This is a genomic window from Blastomonas sp. CCH1-A6 (assembly GCF_001556365.1).
Lineage (GTDB): Bacteria > Pseudomonadota > Alphaproteobacteria > Sphingomonadales > Sphingomonadaceae > Blastomonas > Blastomonas ursincola.
Genome location: NZ_LSIS01000431.1, coordinates 13,697 through 30,648, shown reverse-complemented (window position 1 = coordinate 30,648; position 16,952 = coordinate 13,697). Strand labels below are relative to the sequence as shown.

Genomic DNA, 16,952 nt, shown 5'->3' with positions numbered 1-16,952 from the left:
CTTCAGCTGCAGCAGCGGGCGCGGTTGCGGCCGGAGCAGCAACGGCGGGCGCGGCTTGTGCGCTGGGAGCGGGAGCGGTGACCGGCGGTGCGGGCGGAGTTTGCGCCAGCGCCATGGGCGCGGACACGAGAACAAGGGCTGCGAAACCAAAAGATTTCGTCCAAGATGCGAACGCCATTCGTAGACTGTCCCTGTATGGGCAGGGCATCCGTCCACGTCCCGTTGTGCCGGATCACTGCCGTGTTTTGCGTCAAAGCTATGGCTGCCTATACGCAGGCTTGCCGCCAGTCTCAAGCCAATCTAGGGATATTTTTTAATCGCCGGTTCAGCTTGCCAGCCCCCTCCCCCGGCGACGCTACGTAAAGGGTAAATCGCGATGCAGGATGAAGAAATTCTCGCCGAGTTCCGCGCGAGCCAGGCTTTGCTGGAGGGGCATTTCATTCTCTCGTCGGGCTTGCACAGCGCGCACTATCTGCAATGCGCGCGCGTGCTGATGGACCCGATGCGCGCCTCGCGCCTGGCGAGCGCACTTGCGGCCCGCATGCCTCGCGATGTCCGCGCGCAGATCGACCTCGTCGTCTCGCCCGCCATGGGTGGCCTTATAATAGGGCATGAAATGGGCCGCGCGCTCGGCGTCGAAGCGATGTTCGTCGAACGCCCCACCGGCACGTTCGAGCTGCGCCGCGGATTCGCGATCAAGCCGGGGCAGAAGGTGCTGCTGATGGAAGACGTGGTGACGACAGGGCTTTCCTCGCGCGAGGCGATCGCAGCCGTCAACGCGGCGGGGGGCGAAGTCATTGCTGCTGGCGCACTGGTCGATCGTTCCGCCGGAGAAGTCTCGCTAGGCGTGCCTTTCTTCCCGCTGATTTCGCTCAACTTTCCGAGCTACCCCGCCGACTCGCTGCCGCCCGAACTGGCATCCGTGCCCGCAATGAAACCCGGCAGCCGAAAGGAACCCGAAGCGGCATGATCGGCGTGAGCCTCGCTCCGCTCGCCGCGCTGCTGCTCGGCGCGGACGCGCCCTCGCCTGCCGTCGATCAGGCCGCCGTCAACGCCGCGCTCGATCCGGTCAAGGCCCCTGGCACGGTGCTGATCGCGCGTGGGGACACGGTTGTGTACGAGCGCGCCTTCGGCCTGGTCGATCCGGCCGGAACTGCCGAGCACCAGCTCGGCAAGGTCTGGCGCTGGGCATCGGTGACCAAGCAGGTCACCGCAACCATCGCGATGCAGGAGGCCGCTGCGGGCCGGCTCGATCTGGACGCACCGATCATCACTTATCTTCCCGACAGCAAGGCGCCCAATGCCGCAACCATCACCTCGCGGATGCTGATGCAGCACATATCCGGCCTGCCGCGCACCGAGGAAGGCCCTGTCGGGCGCGACGACTGGTCGACCTTCTACATGGTCGATCTCGACAGTCCCGAAACCGGCCGTGCCTGGTGCGAGGGACCGACGACGCGCAAGCCTGCCGACGAGTTCTTCTACGGCGACTGCGACTTCATCATGATGGCCGCCGTGGTCGAGGCGACCAGCGGCAAGCCCTATGCTGCGCTGATCGAGGAACGCATCGCGAAGCCGCTCGGCCTCGGGAGCGTCGGCCTGTTCCCGCGCTCCGAGCCCAGCATGCCCGGCTTTGGCGACGGCAAACCCGAATCGACGGCTTTCCGGCTCGAGAATTTCGGCGGCGCGGGCGCGCTTTACGGCACGACGCGCGACCTTTTCGCCTTCGACCGCGCGCTGATGAACGGCAGATTGATTCCCGAGGGACAGCGCGCTGAGATGTGGGACGGCAAGCCGCAATATGGCTATGCCGCGCTCGGCCAATGGTCGTTCGCCGTACCACTCAAGGATTGCGGCGACACGCCGGTGCGCATCATCGAGCGCCGCGGCTTCATCGGCGGCGTGGCCTTACGCAACATCATCCTGCCCGATCAGGACATGGTGATCATCATGACATCGAACCGCGCCGAGGCCGAAGCGGCTTTTGGCGAAATCTGGCAGCAGGCGGGCATCACGCATGATGTGATGCGCGCCGCCCTGTGCGCCACCGGAGCCCCGCAATGACCAACCATATCCGTCTGGGCGTGAACATCGATCACGTCGCCACCATCCGAAACGCGCGCGGCGGCGATCATCCCGATCCAATGCGCGCGGTGCGCATCGTGCAAGTGGCCGGCGGCGACGGCATCACCGTGCACCTGCGCGAGGACCGGCGGCATATCCGCGACAGCGACCTCGACGCTATCATGGCGGGCGCGACTCTGCCGATCAATCTCGAGATGGCCGCGACCGAAGAGATGCTCGCCATCGCGCTGCGCCACAAGCCGCATGCCGCGTGCATCGTCCCCGAAAAGCGCGAGGAGCGCACCACCGAGGGCGGGCTCGATGCGGCAGGTCTGCACAACACTCTGATGCCGATCGTGTCGCGGCTCGGCGAGGCGGGCATTCGCGTCAGCCTGTTCATCGAACCCGAGGCGCGGCAGATCGAAGCAGCGATGCAACTGGGCTCACCGGTGGTCGAACTGCATACCGGGCGCTATGCGCATCTGTGGCTCGACGACGACCGCGATGGCGTCCAGGCCGAACTCAAGCGCATTGCCGACGCCGCCGCGCTCGCCTCCAAGAACGGCATCGAACCGCATGCCGGACACGGCCTCACCTTCGAGAATGTCCAGCCGATCGCTGCGATCCCCCAGCTCGCCGAGCTCAATATCGGCCATTATCTGATCGGCGAGGCGATCTTCGACGGTCTCGAAGCGAGCATCCGCAAGATGCGGCAATTGATGGACGAGGCGCGGTGATCATCGGCCTCGGCTCCGACCTGTGCAATATCGAGCGGATCCAGGCCTCGCTCGACCGGTTCGGCGCGCGGTTCGAAAAGCGCGTGTTCACCGAAGTCGAGCAGGCCAAGGCCAACCGCCGCCCGTTCACCAAGGCAGGCACGCTCGCCAAGCGCTTTGCCGCCAAAGAGGCTTTTTCAAAGGCGGTGGGAACAGGGTTCAAGGCTGGCGTGTTCATGAAGGATATCGGCGTCGTCAATGCCCCGTCCGGCGCGCCGACACTCCGTCTCACCGGGGGCGCGAAGGCACGGCTGGACAGCATGATTCCCGCAGGGCACAGTGCCATCATTCATCTCACGCTCACCGACGATCATCCATGGGCTCAGGCCTTCGTCATTATCGAGGCGCGGCCCGTTGACTGACAGCGCCCGCCCGGACCCGAAAGACCCCGAAATGGCACCAGAATCTTCCGATGTGGCAATCGAGGCCAAGGACGCGCGCGCGTCCGAGACCGACAAGCCGGTCAACTGGTTCGAGGAGATTCGGGGGCTGGCCCTGCTGCTGCTTGCGGTGCTGGCCTTCCATTCGCTGGTCGCCAAGCCCTTCTACATCCCCACCATGTCGATGATGCCCAATCTGCTGGTCGGCGACCGGCTGGTGGTGACCAAATATCCCTATGGCTGGTCCTGGGTCTCGGTCTCGTTCCACCTCCTCCCGCCGATGAAGGGGCGGATCATGGGATCGACCCCCGAATATGGCGACATTGTTATCGCCACCCCGCCGGGCGCACAGAGCGACTATATCAAGCGCGTCATCGGCCGCCCCGGCGACACGATCGAGGTGCGCCAGGGCCGCGTCATCCTGAACGGCAAGCAGATCCCGCGCGCGGTGCAGCCGAACCTGATGCTGCCCGTCGACGTGAACTCGCCCTGCAACGCCAGCGATTTCCCGATGCTCAAGGCGCGCGGAGCCGATGGCCGCTATTATTGCGAGCTGCCGATCATCCGGGAGACTTTGCCCAACGGCGTGTCGTACAATACGATCGATCTCGGCCCCGATTATCCGCTCGACAATTACGGCCCCTACAAGGTGCCTGCGGGCCATGTTTTCCTGATGGGCGACAATCGCGACCGCAGCGCGGACAGCCGCGCGAGCCTGGAGGAACTGGGCCTGGGCGGCGCGGTGCCACTCGAGAATATCGGCGGCCGCGCGGAAATCGTCACCTTCTCGCTTGACGGCAGCACCAACTGGAACCCGGTCAGCTGGTGGGATTCGCTCCGCGGTGATCGCGCGGGTAACAGCCTGCGTCCGGACAGGGATTGATCCCCTTCGGTTTGTCCTGAACCGTCACCCCCGCGAAGGCGGGGGTCCCGCTTCCTCTTCATCGCCCGCGCACAAGCGGGATTCCCGCTATCGCGGGAATGACGGTGGACTTTGGAGACCTAAGCCGGTTTCCGCCTCGCCAGCAGCATCTCGGCGATCTTGTAGGTCCGCTCGTTGTCGACATCGACCGCATAGGCGCCTTCGGTCAGCAGCAGCGCGCGGACCCTGACCTTGAAGCGGCGCGAGATGGCAGCCATTGCGCCATCGACGCTCCACCAGCCGAGACGGAAGCGGATGAGGTTGAGGATGCCGAACGCCTGCGCGATCCGCCCCTTGGTCTTGATAAACTGCCCCCCGGCGCGAAACGCCTCGGCCGCGCGGAACGAGGCGGCATCGCGCAGCCAATAGGCGTTGCAGTTCGAGATCGCCATGTCGCTGAATTCGTAGAACCGCCGCTGCGCTTCGGGATGTTCGGCGAGGATGCTCGACTTTTCGGCGATCGCGATGACCGCGCCCGCGCCCTCGCGCATGCCGAAATCGTGGATCGAGCGGATTTCCTCTGCTGTCACCAGCACATTGTCGCCAGTGGTGATCAGCATCGGGAACGGGCTCCCCGCTTCCTCGATGACCGCTTCGATGCTCTCGACAATGCCTTCGCGCGACACGCTCATGCGCAGCCTTCCGCTGGCCATGAGCTTCTGCACTGCAGGCAGGTCGGCGACCACTGCCGGATCATGGATCGACACCCAGATCGGACTGTCCGGCCAGGCGTCTTCCACGCCTTCCAGCACCCATTGCAGCAGCGCCTTGCCCTGGATCGGCACGTTGCACTTGTGCGTGACTCCGGCGGCCTCGGCCAGCGGGTCGAGCTTGCCGTCGCGCTTGCCGGCGAGGATCACGATTGTCGGCGATGTCATGAACTACCCTTTATGCGATCATCCGGCCCCGGGCGGCCTATAGGGCGGCAAGGCGGCGCGAACAACCCGCTGCGCCCTCTTCCCTTTGCCGTTGCACACGCTAAGGACGCAATCGGATGAACTTTCGCTGAAGGACCGAAAATGGGGGAAACGCTGAACATCGCGCTGGTCGGGCTGGGTACCGTGGGCGCGGGCGTCATCCGTCTGGTCGAAGAGAACGCGGCGCTGATCGCGCGGCGTGCGGGCAAGCCGATCCGTATCTGCGGCATCACCGCGCGCGACCGCGCCAAGGATCGCGGCGTCGACCTTTCGCCCTATGAATGGGTCGACGACATGGGCGAATTTGCCACCCGCGGGGATATCGACGTGGTGGTCGAGCTGATCGGCGGCGCGGATGGCCCTGCCCTGACGCTCGCCAAGGAATGCCTGAGTGGCGGCAAGGCCTTCGTCACCGCGAACAAGGCGATGGTCGCGCATCATGGGCTGGACCTAGCCGAGCGCGCCGAAAAGGCCGGACTCGCCTTCAAGTACGAAGCTGCGGTCGCAGGCGGAATCCCGGTGATCAAGGGCCTGCGCGAAGGTGCGGCGGCCAACCGTCTGAGCCGCGTCTATGGCATCTTGAACGGGACGTGCAATTTCATCCTCTCGGCCATGGAAAGGACCGGGCAGGATTTCGCCGAGGTGCTCGCCGAAGCGCAGGCGCGCGGCTTTGCAGAGGCCGATCCCAGCTTCGACATCGATGGCGTCGATGCCGCGCACAAGCTGTCGATTCTCGCTGCGCTGGCGTTCGGCACCGAGCTCGATTTCGACGGCATCGAGCGCAGCGGCATCCGCAAAATCCTGTCCGCCGACATCGCCCAGGCCGCCGCGCTCGGCTATCGCATTCGCCTGATCGGCATGGCCGAGCTCGATGGAAGCAATGGCGATGCGCAGCTGTTCCAGCGCGTCCACCCCTATCTGGTGCCGATGCACCATCCGCTGGCGCATGTCGAAGGGTCGACCAATGCCGTGGTCGCCGAGGGCAATTTCTCCGGGCGCCTGCTGTTCCAGGGCGCGGGCGCGGGCGATGGTCCGACCGCGAGCGCGGTCGTTGCCGACCTGATCGACATCGCGCGCGGCGAGATCGGCCCCGCCTTTTCGATGCCGGTGCGCGAGCTCGACAAGGTTGCGCGCGCCGAAACCGGGCACCGCACCGGCAAATGCTATCTTCGCTTCGAGGTCGCCGACCGGCCCGGCGTGCTCGCCGAAATCACCGCCGCGATGCGCGATGCGGGCGTCTCGATCGAGAGCCTGATCCAGAAGGGCCGCAGTCCCGATGGCAGCGTGCTCGTCGCCATGGTGACGCATGAAGGCCCCGAAAGCGCGGTCGCGGCAACCTTGTCCGCGCTCAAGGGTTCCCCCAGCTTGCACGCCGATCCACTGGTCGTGCACATTCTCGGAGACTGACCGATGCCTTCAGGCCTTGCCGCGCTGCTTGACGATGTCGCTGCGCTGACCCGTCTTGCTGCCGTATCGATCGACGATGTCGGCGCAGCGGCGGCCAAGGCCGGCACCAAGGCTGCAGGCGTCGTGGTCGATGATGCTGCGGTCACCCCGCAATATGTCACCGACTTCACCCCCGATCGCGAGCTTCCCGTCATCTGGCGCATCGCCAAGGGGTCGTTGTTCAACAAGTTCGTCATATTGCTGCCCATCGGGCTGATATTGAGCGCTTTTCTTCCCTGGGCGATCACCCCGATCCTGATGGCGGGCGGCGCGTTCCTGTGCTTCGAGGGCGCGGAAAAGATCATCCACAAGCTCAGCCACGAGCAGGATACCGCCGAGGTGGTCGAGCAGGTGCAGGACATGTTCGCGCTGGAAAACGAGCGCGTGAAGGGCGCAGTGCGCACTGACCTGATCCTGTCTGCCGAGATCATGGCGATCGCGCTCGCAGAGGTCGCCGACCGGTCGATCGCGATGCAGGCGGGCGTGCTCGCGGTGGTCGGCCTGCTGATCACCGCTGCAGTCTATGGCGCGGTCGGCCTGATCGTGAAGATGGACGATTTCGGCCTGCACCTCGCGAAAAAGCCCTCCGCCGCCGCGCAAGGCTTTGGCCGTGGGCTGGTCAAGGCCATGCCGATCGTGATGTCGGCGCTCGGCATCATCGGCACGGCTGCGATGGTCTGGGTCGGCGGACAGATCATCATTCACGGGCTTGCGGTGTTCGGCGTCGCCGGACCCGAGCATCTGATCCACGACATCGCTGTCGCGGCGGGCGAAGCGGTCCCAGCGGTCGGCGGCCTGGTCGAATGGCTGGTCGGTGCGATCGGGGCGGGCATTGTCGGCCTGGTGATCGGCGGCGTGATTGCGGCGATCTACAACGCGGTCAAGGGCAAGGGCGCGCATTAAGGCGCTGACTTACCCTCCCCCTTGATGGGGGAGGCAGTGGAGACTTGGCAGCTTGCTGCCTATGTCGCAGCGGTGGGGGTGGCGGTGCGGCAATTTAACACCGGCATCCCTAAGCTCGATCTGGAGACATCACCCCCACCCAACCCTCCCCGATCAAGGGGGAGGGCTTACCGACTAGCTGCCCGCGCGTACACGTTCACCGTCACGTCCCCGAGCGGCGCATCGCCGATGGCCGCGAAGCCCAGCTTCGCTGCAACATGCTCGGAGGCGCCGTGGCCGGGCTCGATGATGCAGCGCACCTCCCCTCCCCCCAGCGCGCGGTCGTTCCAGGCCATCACCGCGGTCATCGCCTCGCTCACCAGGCCTTTGGCCCAATGGTCCGGCGCGATCGCCCAGCCGGCCTCGGGATAACCGGTCAGCAGATCGATACCGCGCTCGAAATTGGCAAGGCCCCCTACCCCCACCAGCGCGTCGGTCCGCCGGTCGGTGAACAGCCAATAGCCATAGCCGCAAAGCGCCCACAACCCGTGCATGCCGATGAAGCGCGTCCAGCTCTCGTTGCGGGTGCGCGGCTTGCCCCCGATATAGGCGGTGACACGCTCGTCGGCCCACATTGTGGCATAGGCTTCGAAATCCGCCATCACCGGCGCGCGGAGGCGCAACCGCTCGGTCTCGATTATTGGAATGTCGATCACTGCCCCTCGCTCTGTTCGGGATCGCGCGCCTTCTCGGCCGCCTCGGCTTCGCGCGCCTTTTGCAGATATTCCTCGTCGACCTCCGGAAGCTTGGAAAAGTCGATCATGTAAGCCTTGGGCGGCGGACAGGGCGGAACGATGCAGCCAAGCCCCATCGTCGCCTTGCCCTTGAAGATGCCATCACCCGCGACATCGGGCGCGGGCGGCGGACCACCGGTAGCGAGACGTCCCTCGGTATCGGCCGGAACGCGGAATTTCGCCCCGGCATCCGCCTCGCCGCAGACCACGATATCCTTGCCGGCAGCGCTGGGTGCGCAGCGCTTGGCGCGCTCTTCCTTGCCGGTCCACTCGTCGGCCTTGCGAATCAGCTGCTTCACCTTGGCTTCGACCGGATCTGGCTCGCGCTTCTCCGGCTCGGGCAGACGCGTGTCGTCCTGCGCCTCCTGCGCGAGCGCCACTGGCGCAAAAACCCCCGAAATGGCGAGCGCGGCGGCCACCAACAGCATTCTCGACAATGCAATAATGCTCCCTTATGGACCGGGCGCAACGCACCAGGCCTGGAACGCAACTGGTGCCCCACAAAAGAAGGATGACCCGCCTGCCATGTCCAGCGCAAGCCTGAAAGCGACGCCCCCCTCACAAACCCCGCAGCTCGACCGCGTGCTCGTGCTCGAAATGGTCCGCGTGACCGAGGCGGCCGCGATCGCCGCATCGAACCTGATCGGCCGCGGTGACGAAAAGGCGGCGGACGCAGCGGCGGTGGAAGCGATGCGCGCGGCGCTCAACGGGCTGGACATCGACGGCACCGTGGTCATCGGCGAAGGCGAGCGTGACGAGGCGCCAATGCTGTATATCGGCGAAAAGGTGGGCCTGGGCAATGAAGGCGCTCCGCGCATCGACATCGCACTCGATCCGCTGGAAGGCACCACCATCACCGCCAAGGCCGGTCCCAATGCGCTGGCCGTGCTGGCGATTGCCGAGAACGGCTGCCTGCTCAACGCACCCGATGTGTACATGGACAAGATCGCGGTCGGCCCGGGCTATCCCGAAGGCGTGATCGATCTCAACAAGAGCCCGACCGAGAACGTCCAGGCGGTTGCCGCCGCCAAGGGCGTCAAGCCGGGTGAAATCATCGTCTGCGTGCTAGACCGTCCGCGCCATGCCGATCTGATCGCCGAACTGCGAGGGCTCGGCTGCGGCATCATGCTGATCCCCGATGGTGACGTTGCCGGGGTGATCGCCACCACCAATCCTGAAACCACCATCGACCTGTATATGGGCTCTGGTGGGGCGCCCGAGGGCGTGCTGGCGGCTGCCGCGCTGCGTTGCGTCGGCGGCCAGTTCAAGGGCCGGCTTCTGTTCCGCAACGACGACGAGCGTGCCCGCGCGCGCAAATGGGGTATCGAAGACCTGAATGCGGTCTATGACCTGACCGATCTTGCCAAGGGCGACTGCATCTTCGCTGCGACCGGCGTGACCGATGGTTCGCTGCTGCAGGGCGTCAAGCGTCGCCGCGACGGCATCATGACCACCGAAACCGTGGTGATGCGCTCGGCCAGCGGCACCGTGCGCTGGGTCAAGGGCGAGCATCGCATCGCCCGGTAATCGGGAAAGACGGCTGGTGCAGGGATCGTTCAGCCCTGCGCCAGCCGCCCCGCGAGCCGCGCGACCAGTGCGGCACGAACAGCCTCGGCGTCCCCCGGCACCAGATTATCCGCCTGCTCATAGCCGGCGCGACGCAGCAGTGCCTGAACCAGCATCCTGCGATCCTGCGTCATGTCGCGGGCCAGCTCTTCGGCTAGCGCATCGACGATCCACAAAGCGGCACGGTTCATCACATCATCCTGGGTGCCGCGTGCAGGTGTCGCGGCGGGACGTTCGAGCAATTCCAACATCGTTCCGCCTTGCGCGGTGCCAGCCTGCGTCCCAAGCCGAGTGACGCAGACATCCTGCATTTGTGACGAACGTCAGGCCGCCCGGATCTCACCTTCGTGCGGTGATACGGTATCATCCGCCAGGGCTGGATCGCCCGGAAACGGTCTCAGCTCGTCTGTCAGATGGCGTGCAAAGCGCCGCCCCATCGGGGCTTCGGCTCCGCTGGCGAGCAATGCCAGCAAGGCTCCGCTCGGCTTGCGCCGATAGCCCTTGATGGCCGATCGCCGGCACAGTGCCGACCGATGGATGCGGACGAAATCCTCGGCAATCAGCTGCGATTCGATTGCCGCCAAAGTGGAGCGAACGAGCCCGCTATGTCCGCCCTGCGCATGGATGCGGACATAATTGCCTTCCGCCTCGATCCATTCGACCTCGGATTGCGCGATGTGAATCGCCTGCCGCCCGGTCTTGACCCAGAAGCCGTGGTCGGGCGCATCCGTTCGCCTTGCGCCTGCCCCGTGATCCATCGCGGCCCGCTGCTCAGCCTCGGCCAGCGCCATACCGTAGCGCAGCGCCAGCCAGGCGGCGAGGCCGGTGCCGAAATAGCCGCTCCACAACAATATCCAGCGCAGGTTCAGCGCAGCCATATTGGCCGTGTCGTGCAGCACCCAGATATCCATGGCCATGGCCAGGACGAACAGGACCATCAGCCCCGGCAGGCCGACCAGCGCCATGCGTCGCAGCATCTTCAGACCCGGCCGCGCTCCGGCCCGCCCGTGAATCGACAGCCAGAAGACCAGTGCGCCAGCGACAATCAGCACGATTCGCTTGGGATTGTAGAGATCGAACACCTCATCGGGATTGAGCGAGGCCCGAAAGGCGGAAACGCAGAAGGTCGAAACACAAAAGATGAGTGCTGCCAATGCCGCACTGCGCGGCGGCCACCATGGCCCGGGGCTGTCCGATCGATGAGGCGGCATCAACTTCATTCTGGCAGCAGTCCCAGGCTTGTCCTAATGCGGGTCCGAACAAGGATGGACGGTGCTCCGTCCCATCCGCAGCGCGCGGTATCAGCCAGGGGATTTAGCGGGATGGTCTTTTCGATCAACGACTTCGATATGGGACGGTTCGTTTCTGCAACCTTGACCGAAGACCTTGGCCCCGACTCCCGTGACGTGACGTCGGAAAGCGTGATCCCTGCCGAGGCGCGGTTCGACGGGGTCATGGACGCACGGCACCCGATAGTGGTTGCAGGCCTGCCGATCGCCGAGGCGTTTTTCCGCGCGCTCGACCCCGATTGCTCGGTCGAGCGGCTGGTCGGCGAAGGCGATGCGGTGCCAGCGGGCACTGACCTCCTCAGCGTTTCGGGCAAGGCACGCGCACTGCTCACCGGCGAACGTTCGGCGCTTAACACCGTCCAGCATCTGAGCGGCATCGCGACGCTGACGCGGGCCTATGTCGATGCGATCGCGGGGACCGGCGCAGTGCTGCTCGATACCCGCAAGACCATTCCGGGTCTGCGCCTGCTCGAGAAATACGCGACCCGGATGGGAGGCGCGAAAAACCACCGCATGGGCCTGTGGGATGCGGCGATGATCAAGGACAATCATGTCGCGGTTGCTGGCGATATCGGCGAAGCCGTGCGCCGTGCGGTGGCTGCGGGCATCGGCCAGATCATCGTCGAGGTCGATCATGTCGAGCAGATCGAACCCGCGCTGGCTGCCGGTGCCACGCATCTGCTGCTCGACAACATGTCGCCTGCCACATTGCGCGGCGCGGTGACCCTGGTCGGCGGGCGGGTGCCATGCGAAGCCTCGGGCGGGGTGACGCTGGAGACGATCCGTGCCATCGCCGAAACCGGGGTCGATTATATCTCGGTCGGGCGTATCACCCAGTCCGCGCCCGCCGCCGATATCGGGCTCGATTTCAAGGCGGCGTGATGCGCGGCGCGGCGGCCCTGATCGCGACCATGCTGGCCCTTGCACCGGCATCGGTGCTTGCCCAGGCCTATCAGTGCCGCATGCCGGAAAAGCTCTCGCCGCTGCCGCAGGACAAGCGGGGGCGCGATGCGGTCAAGCGCGTGGTCCCGGTCGCAGGCTATACGCTGGCGCTGAGCTGGTCGCCCGAATTCTGCCGGGGACGCGAGGATGACGCAGGCCAGGCGCTGCAATGCAGCCGCCGCTTCGGCGAATTCGGCTTCGTGCTGCACGGGCTTTGGCCGGAAGGCAAAACCGCCGTCTATCCGCAATATTGCGCCACGCCTCCGTCACCGGTGCCGCTGACGGTGGTCCGGCAGAATCTGTGCATCATGCCGTCGCAGTGGCTGATCCAGCACCAGTGGGACAAGCACGGCAACTGCATGGCGCGCGATCCCGCACGTTATTTCCAGACCGCGCGAAAGCTGTATCAGGCAATCAAGTTGCCCGATATGGAGCGGCTGTCGCGCCGGCCGCTGACCCAGGGGATGCTGAGGCGCGAGATCGCGAGGCTCAACCCGGGAATGCCGGCAACCGCCATCGCGTTCAAGGCGAACGGCCGCGGCTGGCTGCAGGAGGTGCGGCTGTGCCTGGGGATGGATTACCGCCCGCGCGCCTGCCCGGCGCATGTCCGCCAGCCGCGTGGCGATACGCCCTTGAAGATCTGGCGCGGGCTCTAGTTCGGCCGCACCAGCACCTCGTCCGCCTGCAGCGCCGTGCGCCCCCAGACCAGCACGAACACGCACAGCCCGATAATGATCGCGAACGATTCGAGCGGCGCGATATTGTAAAGCCACACGCCGATCGCAGGCGCGATGATATAGGCCGCGCCGTTGACCGAGGCGACGATGCCCGCCACCTGCCCCTGCTCCGCCCTTGTCACCGCCAGCGAGGAACCGGCGGTAAAGCCCGGGCGAAAAAGGCCAAATCCCAGCGAGGCAATCGCAAAGCCCAGGGTGATGGCATTGAGGCTTTCCGAAAAGGCAACCATCGTGCACCCGCTCGCAGCCAGCGCCATGCCCCAGAGCGTCGAGGTGCGCGGACCCATCTTGAGATACGGGATCAGCCCCCATTGCGCGAGCAGCGTCGCGAACGCGCCCGCCATCAGCACCAGCCCGGTGGGGCCAGCTGCCAGCTCGGGCGTGGCGCGCAGATCGAGCCGGTCGAGCAGCATGAAGCCGACCAGCCCCAGGATCATCGCATTGGCATGGCCACCGACCAGCCCCGCGATCAGCCAGGGCCGCAGCCGCGCATCGCGCCACGACAGGCGTTCGACCACGGGAGCGACCGGCTCGGGCTCGGCATCATGCTCGTCGGCGTCATAGACCTCGCCTGCGGACCCCGAGCTCATCGGCTCGGACACCAGCCGCCCGCGCGCGGCATAGCTCGGCGTATCGTCGGGCAGCCGCAGCTTGAGCGTCACCAGCACCAGCAGGCCGAACGCGGCGAAGACGAAGAATGGGCTGGGCAGGCCGAGATAGGGCAGGATGATCAGCGGCGCGAGTGCGGGGCCGATCACCGTGCCGAGCCCAAACGAGGAGGAGATCATCGACAGCGCCTGGGTGCGCTCCGCCCGGCTGGTGCGCGCGGCGACATAGGCCTGGACAGCCGGGGGGCCGGCCGAGCCCAGCCCGCCATAAAGGCTGCGGAACAGCGCGAAGATGAGCATGGTCGCAAGCGCCGAGAGATAGCCGTGCAGTCCGGCGATCAGCGTCAGCCCGCACAGCGCGAACGATGAGATGAAGCCGAGCAGCCCCAGGTTCATCAGCGCCTTGCGCCCGCGCCGATCGGACATGCGCGCCCAGCGCGGCGCGCACACCATCCACAGCAGCGCCGACCAGCTATAGGCCAGGCTCACCCAGAAATCGGCGACGCCCAGCCGCGTGCCGATCGCGGGCATGACCGATTGCATCGCGGTATTGCCCGCCGCGGTCACCAGCATGACGGTGAACAGCAAAGCCATGCGGTCGGCAGGCAGCTTCTGCGTGGCTTCGCTCGCCGGTTCGGGGGGCTGGTGGACGTTCATGGCCAGGCATAGCCCCGCTCGATCCTCGCCACATGCAGCGTGTAATGATCGTACCAGCGATCCCTCCCCGCCTCGCGCGCAGCGCGATGCTCGGGATTGTCGCGCCATGCCTTCGCGCTCGCATCGTCCGCCCAGTAGCTCACGGTGATGCCGAATCCGCCTTGCACGCCGCCATGGTCCATGCCCAGATAGCCCGGCTGGCGCGCGGCGAGCGCATCCATCGCATCGGCCATGACGCCATAGCCCTCGGCATCGCGGCCGCTATGCTGCGCAGCAAAGATCACGGCGATCGCGCCGTTGGCATGAATCCGGGAATCCGCTTTTCCGCTCATGCGCGCTGGTCTAGGCGCTCGGGGCCCGCTTGCAAAGTACTGCTATGCAACACTGACACACATGATTGCTTAACCCTCTGGAATCTGCAATTGTGACTGCTCGTTGACAGCCATTCGAGGGGTTTTTCATGCATTCTACGGACCTGGCCGAGCTGCCCTTGCGGCAGCGGCTAAAAGCGCGCGCAGAGCGGGTTTTCGGGGCCTGGGGCGTGTTTGCCAGGGAATTCTTCAAGCACCCGCGCATGGTGGGATCGATCGTTCCCTCGTCCGACCGCACCATCCGCAAGATGCTGGGCCCGGTGGACTGGCAGAACGTGCAGCTGTTCGTGGAATACGGCCCCGGCGTCGGCACCTTCTGCCGCGCGGTGCTCGATCGCCTGCCCCGCAACGCGACCTATATCGCGATCGACACCAACCCCGATTTCATCCGCTATCTGCGCAAGACCATTCCCGACAGCCGCTTCGTCGCGGTCCACGGATCGGCTGCGGACGTCGAGGCCATCATCGCCGCGCACGGGTTCGACCATGCCGATTACGTGCTTTCGGGCCTGCCGCTCTCGACCCTGCCCGATGGCGTTGCCGATGCGATCGCGCAAGGGACGTATCGCGCGCTGCGCCCCGGCGGCGCGTTCCTGGTCTATCAGTTCACCCGCTTCACCAACCAGCTGATCCGCCCCTATTTCGACCGGGTCGATCGCGGCTTCGAGGGCTGGAACGTGCCCCCCTGCTACCTGTTCTGGGGCTGGAAAGCGGGCGGCGAAGGCGCTCAGGCACCCACCTATCATTGACTCTGCGGCCCTTAGCCGCTAGGGGCCGCCTTTCCCTCATATTCGCATAGAGTCTGGAGCCCGTTCATGGCGCGCGTTACCGTTGAAGATTGCATCGACAAGGTCACCAACCGGTTCGACCTGGTTCTGCTCGCCGCGCAGCGTGCGCGCGAGATCAGCGGCGGTGCCGAACTGACCATCGACCGCGACCGCGACAAGAACCCCGTCGTCGCGCTGCGCGAGATCGCCGACGAGACGATCCTTCCGGAAGACCTCAAGGAAAGCCTGACCCAGTCGATGCAGAAGGTCCAGGTCGACGACGACGACGATGCCGACGAAATCGGCTCGCTGAGCCTGTCGGCCGAAGCCCTGCGCCTCACCGCCTCGGCCCCGGCGCGCACCAGCAGCATGGGCGGCGATTTCGACGCCTGATCTGGTTGGGGTTTGAATTGCAAAAAGCCGCGCGAGCCTGATGGTTCGCGCGGCTTTTTTGTCGGCGCATGGCACGCCGCCCTTGCGCCTGATCCACCCGTCACCCTGAACTCGTTTCAGGGTCCATTTCTCGCCACGCGGCTTCGGCTTTGCGGGCACGATGGGTCCTGAAACAAGTTCAGGAAGACAAGGGGAGAGCCCATGAAACAGCCTCATACAAAAAAGCGGCGACCGCAAAATTGCAGGTAGAAGCTGACGTTTCCAAATCCGATCCCAAGGTGGAGCTAGATTGATTTGATTTCCTCTATAAAGCTGAGATAATCTTCGCCTGAGATAAATATTTGTATGAACAAACTGTTTCTTGCTCTTACCTCTGCGCTTGCACTGGCTTTCGGCACCGCAGCGTGGGGAGAAGAATCGGCAGGAGCTGCTGCCCCCTGTGACCTGCCCGCTGGCTGGTCGGACATAGCAAAGCTTGATCCGCATTTTGTCGTGTTCGGAGAGTTGCACGGCACCAACGAAGGTCCGCGTTTTGTCGGCTCGTTAGCCTGCGCTCTCGCGCGGCAGAACAAGCGGGTCCTCGTCGCAATCGAGCACGATGCATCCGAAAATGCCACGCTTCAGGCTGCATGGAACGCGGACGATTTCGAAGAGAAACTCGCTATGCTCGGATTTGCAGGTCGGTCCGATGGGGTCGCGAGCAAAGCGATGTTCGATATGACAATGGGGCTCCATCTCCTCAAGGAGAGCGGCTTGCCGGTGGATATCGTGGCTTTCAACGGCTTCAGAGACGAGCGCCAGCAGTCTCGTCTTGCCAATCTACCGGGTCAGGGACCTCATGAAGCGGCGCAGGCCGAGAACATCGCAACCGCGTCAATGGCGCATAGCTATGACTATGTGCTGGTCCTGGTCGGCAAGCTGCACGCACAGAAAACGACGATAAGCCAACACGGGATTGAGTTCGATCCGATGGCGCGGCGCCTCTCGCAATTTGGCAGGGTGGTTTCGTTGAAAATGCGTCATGCAGACGGTACGGCCTGGAATTGCCAGCTAAAGCCGGGCACCGATCCGACCAGCACGGCGATGCGTCCAGAAGATTTGGATTGTGGTGCGCATCCCAGCAAGGGGGAGCAAGCATTCGGGCCAGATCCGTTCATCGGGCTTGAAGAAGCCGACGATGTTGATGGCGCGCCGGTGTTTGACGGTTTCTTCTGGATTGGCCCGATCAGTGCCTCCCCGCCCAGGACGCCTTAGGGGACAGGCGTTTTCGGTACCGACTGACAAGCGGCGACCATTCTCAATCTATCCGATACAGGACGTTCGAAGAGTTCTAAGTCTCTTCCGAAAGCATAGCTTACCATGAAGCGGCTGGGCGCTGGCAGTGTGTCATGGCTTGCGTGGCACAACTCGGCACGCTCACACCTACCCAACCCTCCCCCAT

General features: G+C 64.9%; 20 protein-coding genes. 13 read left to right on the top strand and 7 right to left on the bottom strand.

Annotation, left to right across the window (positions count from 1 at the left end; genetic code table 11):
• Nucleotides 1–376 precede the first annotated feature (376 nt).
• The 5 genes from pyrE to lepB are packed head-to-tail and all read left to right on the top strand — an operon-like array spanning nucleotide 377 to nucleotide 4,103.
• Nucleotides 377–970, top strand: coding sequence for an orotate phosphoribosyltransferase (gene pyrE, locus AX735_RS19705; protein WP_066283896.1), 594 nt, complete (start codon nucleotides 377–379; stop codon nucleotides 968–970).
• Entirely contained in the window at nucleotides 967–2,064 is a 1,098-nt protein-coding gene (locus tag AX735_RS19700; protein ID WP_066283893.1) for a serine hydrolase domain-containing protein, read from the top strand. The genes pyrE and AX735_RS19700 overlap by 4 nt, the downstream gene beginning before the upstream one ends.
• On the top strand, nucleotides 2,061–2,801 hold the full coding sequence (locus AX735_RS19695) for a pyridoxine 5'-phosphate synthase (protein ID WP_066283891.1): 741 nt from the start codon (nucleotides 2,061–2,063) through the stop codon (nucleotides 2,799–2,801). Before AX735_RS19700 ends, AX735_RS19695 begins: the two co-directional genes overlap by 4 nt.
• Nucleotides 2,798–3,202 (top strand): holo-ACP synthase, encoded by a 405-nt coding sequence (gene acpS, locus AX735_RS19690; protein WP_066283888.1) that lies wholly within the window; start codon nucleotides 2,798–2,800, stop codon nucleotides 3,200–3,202. Before AX735_RS19695 ends, acpS begins: the two co-directional genes overlap by 4 nt.
• Nucleotides 3,203–3,233: 31 nt before the next feature.
• On the top strand, nucleotides 3,234–4,103 hold the full coding sequence (gene lepB / locus AX735_RS19685; RefSeq protein ID WP_066283887.1) for a signal peptidase I: 870 nt from the start codon (nucleotides 3,234–3,236) through the stop codon (nucleotides 4,101–4,103).
• A gap of 119 nt (nucleotides 4,104–4,222) precedes the next feature.
• On the opposite strand, the gene AX735_RS19680 is transcribed toward lepB, so the two are convergent.
• Nucleotides 4,223–5,020, bottom strand: a complete 798-nt coding sequence (locus AX735_RS19680) for an NTP transferase domain-containing protein (protein WP_066283886.1) — start codon at nucleotides 5,018–5,020, stop codon at nucleotides 4,223–4,225.
• A 141-nt stretch (nucleotides 5,021–5,161) separates the two neighbouring features.
• On the opposite strand from AX735_RS19680, the gene AX735_RS19675 reads away from it, so the two are divergent.
• Together AX735_RS19675 and AX735_RS19670 are read left to right on the top strand one after the other, a co-directional pair.
• On the top strand, nucleotides 5,162–6,466 hold the full coding sequence (locus tag AX735_RS19675) for a homoserine dehydrogenase (protein ID WP_066283880.1): 1,305 nt from the start codon (nucleotides 5,162–5,164) through the stop codon (nucleotides 6,464–6,466).
• 3 nt (nucleotides 6,467–6,469) lie between these two features.
• Complete coding sequence (locus AX735_RS19670) at nucleotides 6,470–7,408, top strand: DUF808 domain-containing protein (RefSeq protein ID WP_066283877.1); 939 nt, start codon at nucleotides 6,470–6,472, stop codon at nucleotides 7,406–7,408.
• A gap of 167 nt (nucleotides 7,409–7,575) precedes the next feature.
• On the opposite strand, the gene AX735_RS19665 is transcribed toward AX735_RS19670, so the two are convergent.
• Together AX735_RS19665 and AX735_RS19660 are read right to left on the bottom strand one after the other, a co-directional pair.
• Complete coding sequence (locus AX735_RS19665; protein ID WP_137776342.1) at nucleotides 7,576–8,103, bottom strand: GNAT family N-acetyltransferase; 528 nt, start codon at nucleotides 8,101–8,103, stop codon at nucleotides 7,576–7,578.
• On the bottom strand, nucleotides 8,100–8,609 hold the full coding sequence (locus AX735_RS19660; RefSeq protein WP_066283870.1) for a hypothetical protein: 510 nt from the start codon (nucleotides 8,607–8,609) through the stop codon (nucleotides 8,100–8,102). The genes AX735_RS19665 and AX735_RS19660 overlap by 4 nt, the downstream gene beginning before the upstream one ends.
• 97 nt (nucleotides 8,610–8,706) lie before the next feature.
• Here AX735_RS19660 and glpX point away from each other — a divergent pair, with 97 nt between their 5' ends.
• A complete protein-coding gene (gene glpX, locus AX735_RS19655) occupies nucleotides 8,707–9,708 on the top strand; it encodes a class II fructose-bisphosphatase (protein WP_060978086.1) in 1,002 nt (333 codons plus the stop codon).
• A gap of 29 nt (nucleotides 9,709–9,737) precedes the next feature.
• On the opposite strand, the gene AX735_RS19650 is transcribed toward glpX, so the two are convergent.
• Both AX735_RS19650 and AX735_RS19645 read right to left on the bottom strand, forming a co-directional pair.
• Nucleotides 9,738–9,998: a hypothetical protein gene (locus AX735_RS19650; protein ID WP_066283863.1), complete on the bottom strand. Its 261-nt coding sequence runs from the start codon at nucleotides 9,996–9,998 to the stop codon at nucleotides 9,738–9,740.
• 72 nt (nucleotides 9,999–10,070) lie between these two features.
• Nucleotides 10,071–10,901 carry a LytR/AlgR family response regulator transcription factor gene (locus AX735_RS19645; protein WP_066283858.1) on the bottom strand — a complete coding sequence of 277 codons (831 nt, stop codon included), beginning with the start codon at nucleotides 10,899–10,901 and terminating at the stop codon, nucleotides 10,071–10,073.
• Nucleotides 10,902–11,069: 168 nt separating this feature from the next.
• Here AX735_RS19645 and nadC point away from each other — a divergent pair, with 168 nt between their 5' ends.
• Together nadC and AX735_RS19635 are read left to right on the top strand one after the other, a co-directional pair.
• Nucleotides 11,070–11,918 carry a carboxylating nicotinate-nucleotide diphosphorylase gene (gene nadC / locus AX735_RS19640; RefSeq protein ID WP_066283853.1) on the top strand — a complete coding sequence of 283 codons (849 nt, stop codon included), beginning with the start codon at nucleotides 11,070–11,072 and terminating at the stop codon, nucleotides 11,916–11,918.
• Nucleotides 11,918–12,634 (top strand): ribonuclease T2, encoded by a 717-nt coding sequence (locus AX735_RS19635; RefSeq protein WP_066283850.1) that lies wholly within the window; start codon nucleotides 11,918–11,920, stop codon nucleotides 12,632–12,634. Before nadC ends, AX735_RS19635 begins: the two co-directional genes overlap by 1 nt.
• On the opposite strand, the gene AX735_RS19630 is transcribed toward AX735_RS19635, so the two are convergent.
• A complete protein-coding gene (locus AX735_RS19630) occupies nucleotides 12,631–13,980 on the bottom strand; it encodes an MFS transporter (RefSeq protein WP_066283847.1) in 1,350 nt (449 codons plus the stop codon). The two genes, AX735_RS19635 and AX735_RS19630, sit on opposite strands and share 4 nt — an antisense overlap.
• Complete coding sequence (locus AX735_RS19625) at nucleotides 13,977–14,312, bottom strand: antibiotic biosynthesis monooxygenase family protein (protein ID WP_066283845.1); 336 nt, start codon at nucleotides 14,310–14,312, stop codon at nucleotides 13,977–13,979. The genes AX735_RS19630 and AX735_RS19625 overlap by 4 nt, the downstream gene beginning before the upstream one ends.
• Before the next feature lie 128 nt (nucleotides 14,313–14,440).
• On the opposite strand from AX735_RS19625, the gene AX735_RS19620 reads away from it, so the two are divergent.
• The 3 genes from AX735_RS19620 to AX735_RS19610 all read left to right on the top strand — a co-directional run bounded on the left by AX735_RS19620 (nucleotide 14,441) and on the right by AX735_RS19610 (nucleotide 16,765).
• Entirely contained in the window at nucleotides 14,441–15,100 is a 660-nt protein-coding gene (locus AX735_RS19620; RefSeq protein WP_066283842.1) for a class I SAM-dependent methyltransferase, read from the top strand.
• A gap of 66 nt (nucleotides 15,101–15,166) precedes the next feature.
• The gene (gene rpoZ / locus AX735_RS19615) at nucleotides 15,167–15,511 is read left to right on the top strand and encodes a DNA-directed RNA polymerase subunit omega (RefSeq protein WP_023837137.1); all 345 of its coding nucleotides are present in this window, start codon (nucleotides 15,167–15,169) and stop codon (nucleotides 15,509–15,511) included.
• Nucleotides 15,512–15,856: 345 nt separating this feature from the next.
• Entirely contained in the window at nucleotides 15,857–16,765 is a 909-nt protein-coding gene (locus tag AX735_RS19610) for a hypothetical protein (protein ID WP_137775568.1), read from the top strand.
• Nucleotides 16,766–16,952: the final 187 nt, after the last annotated feature.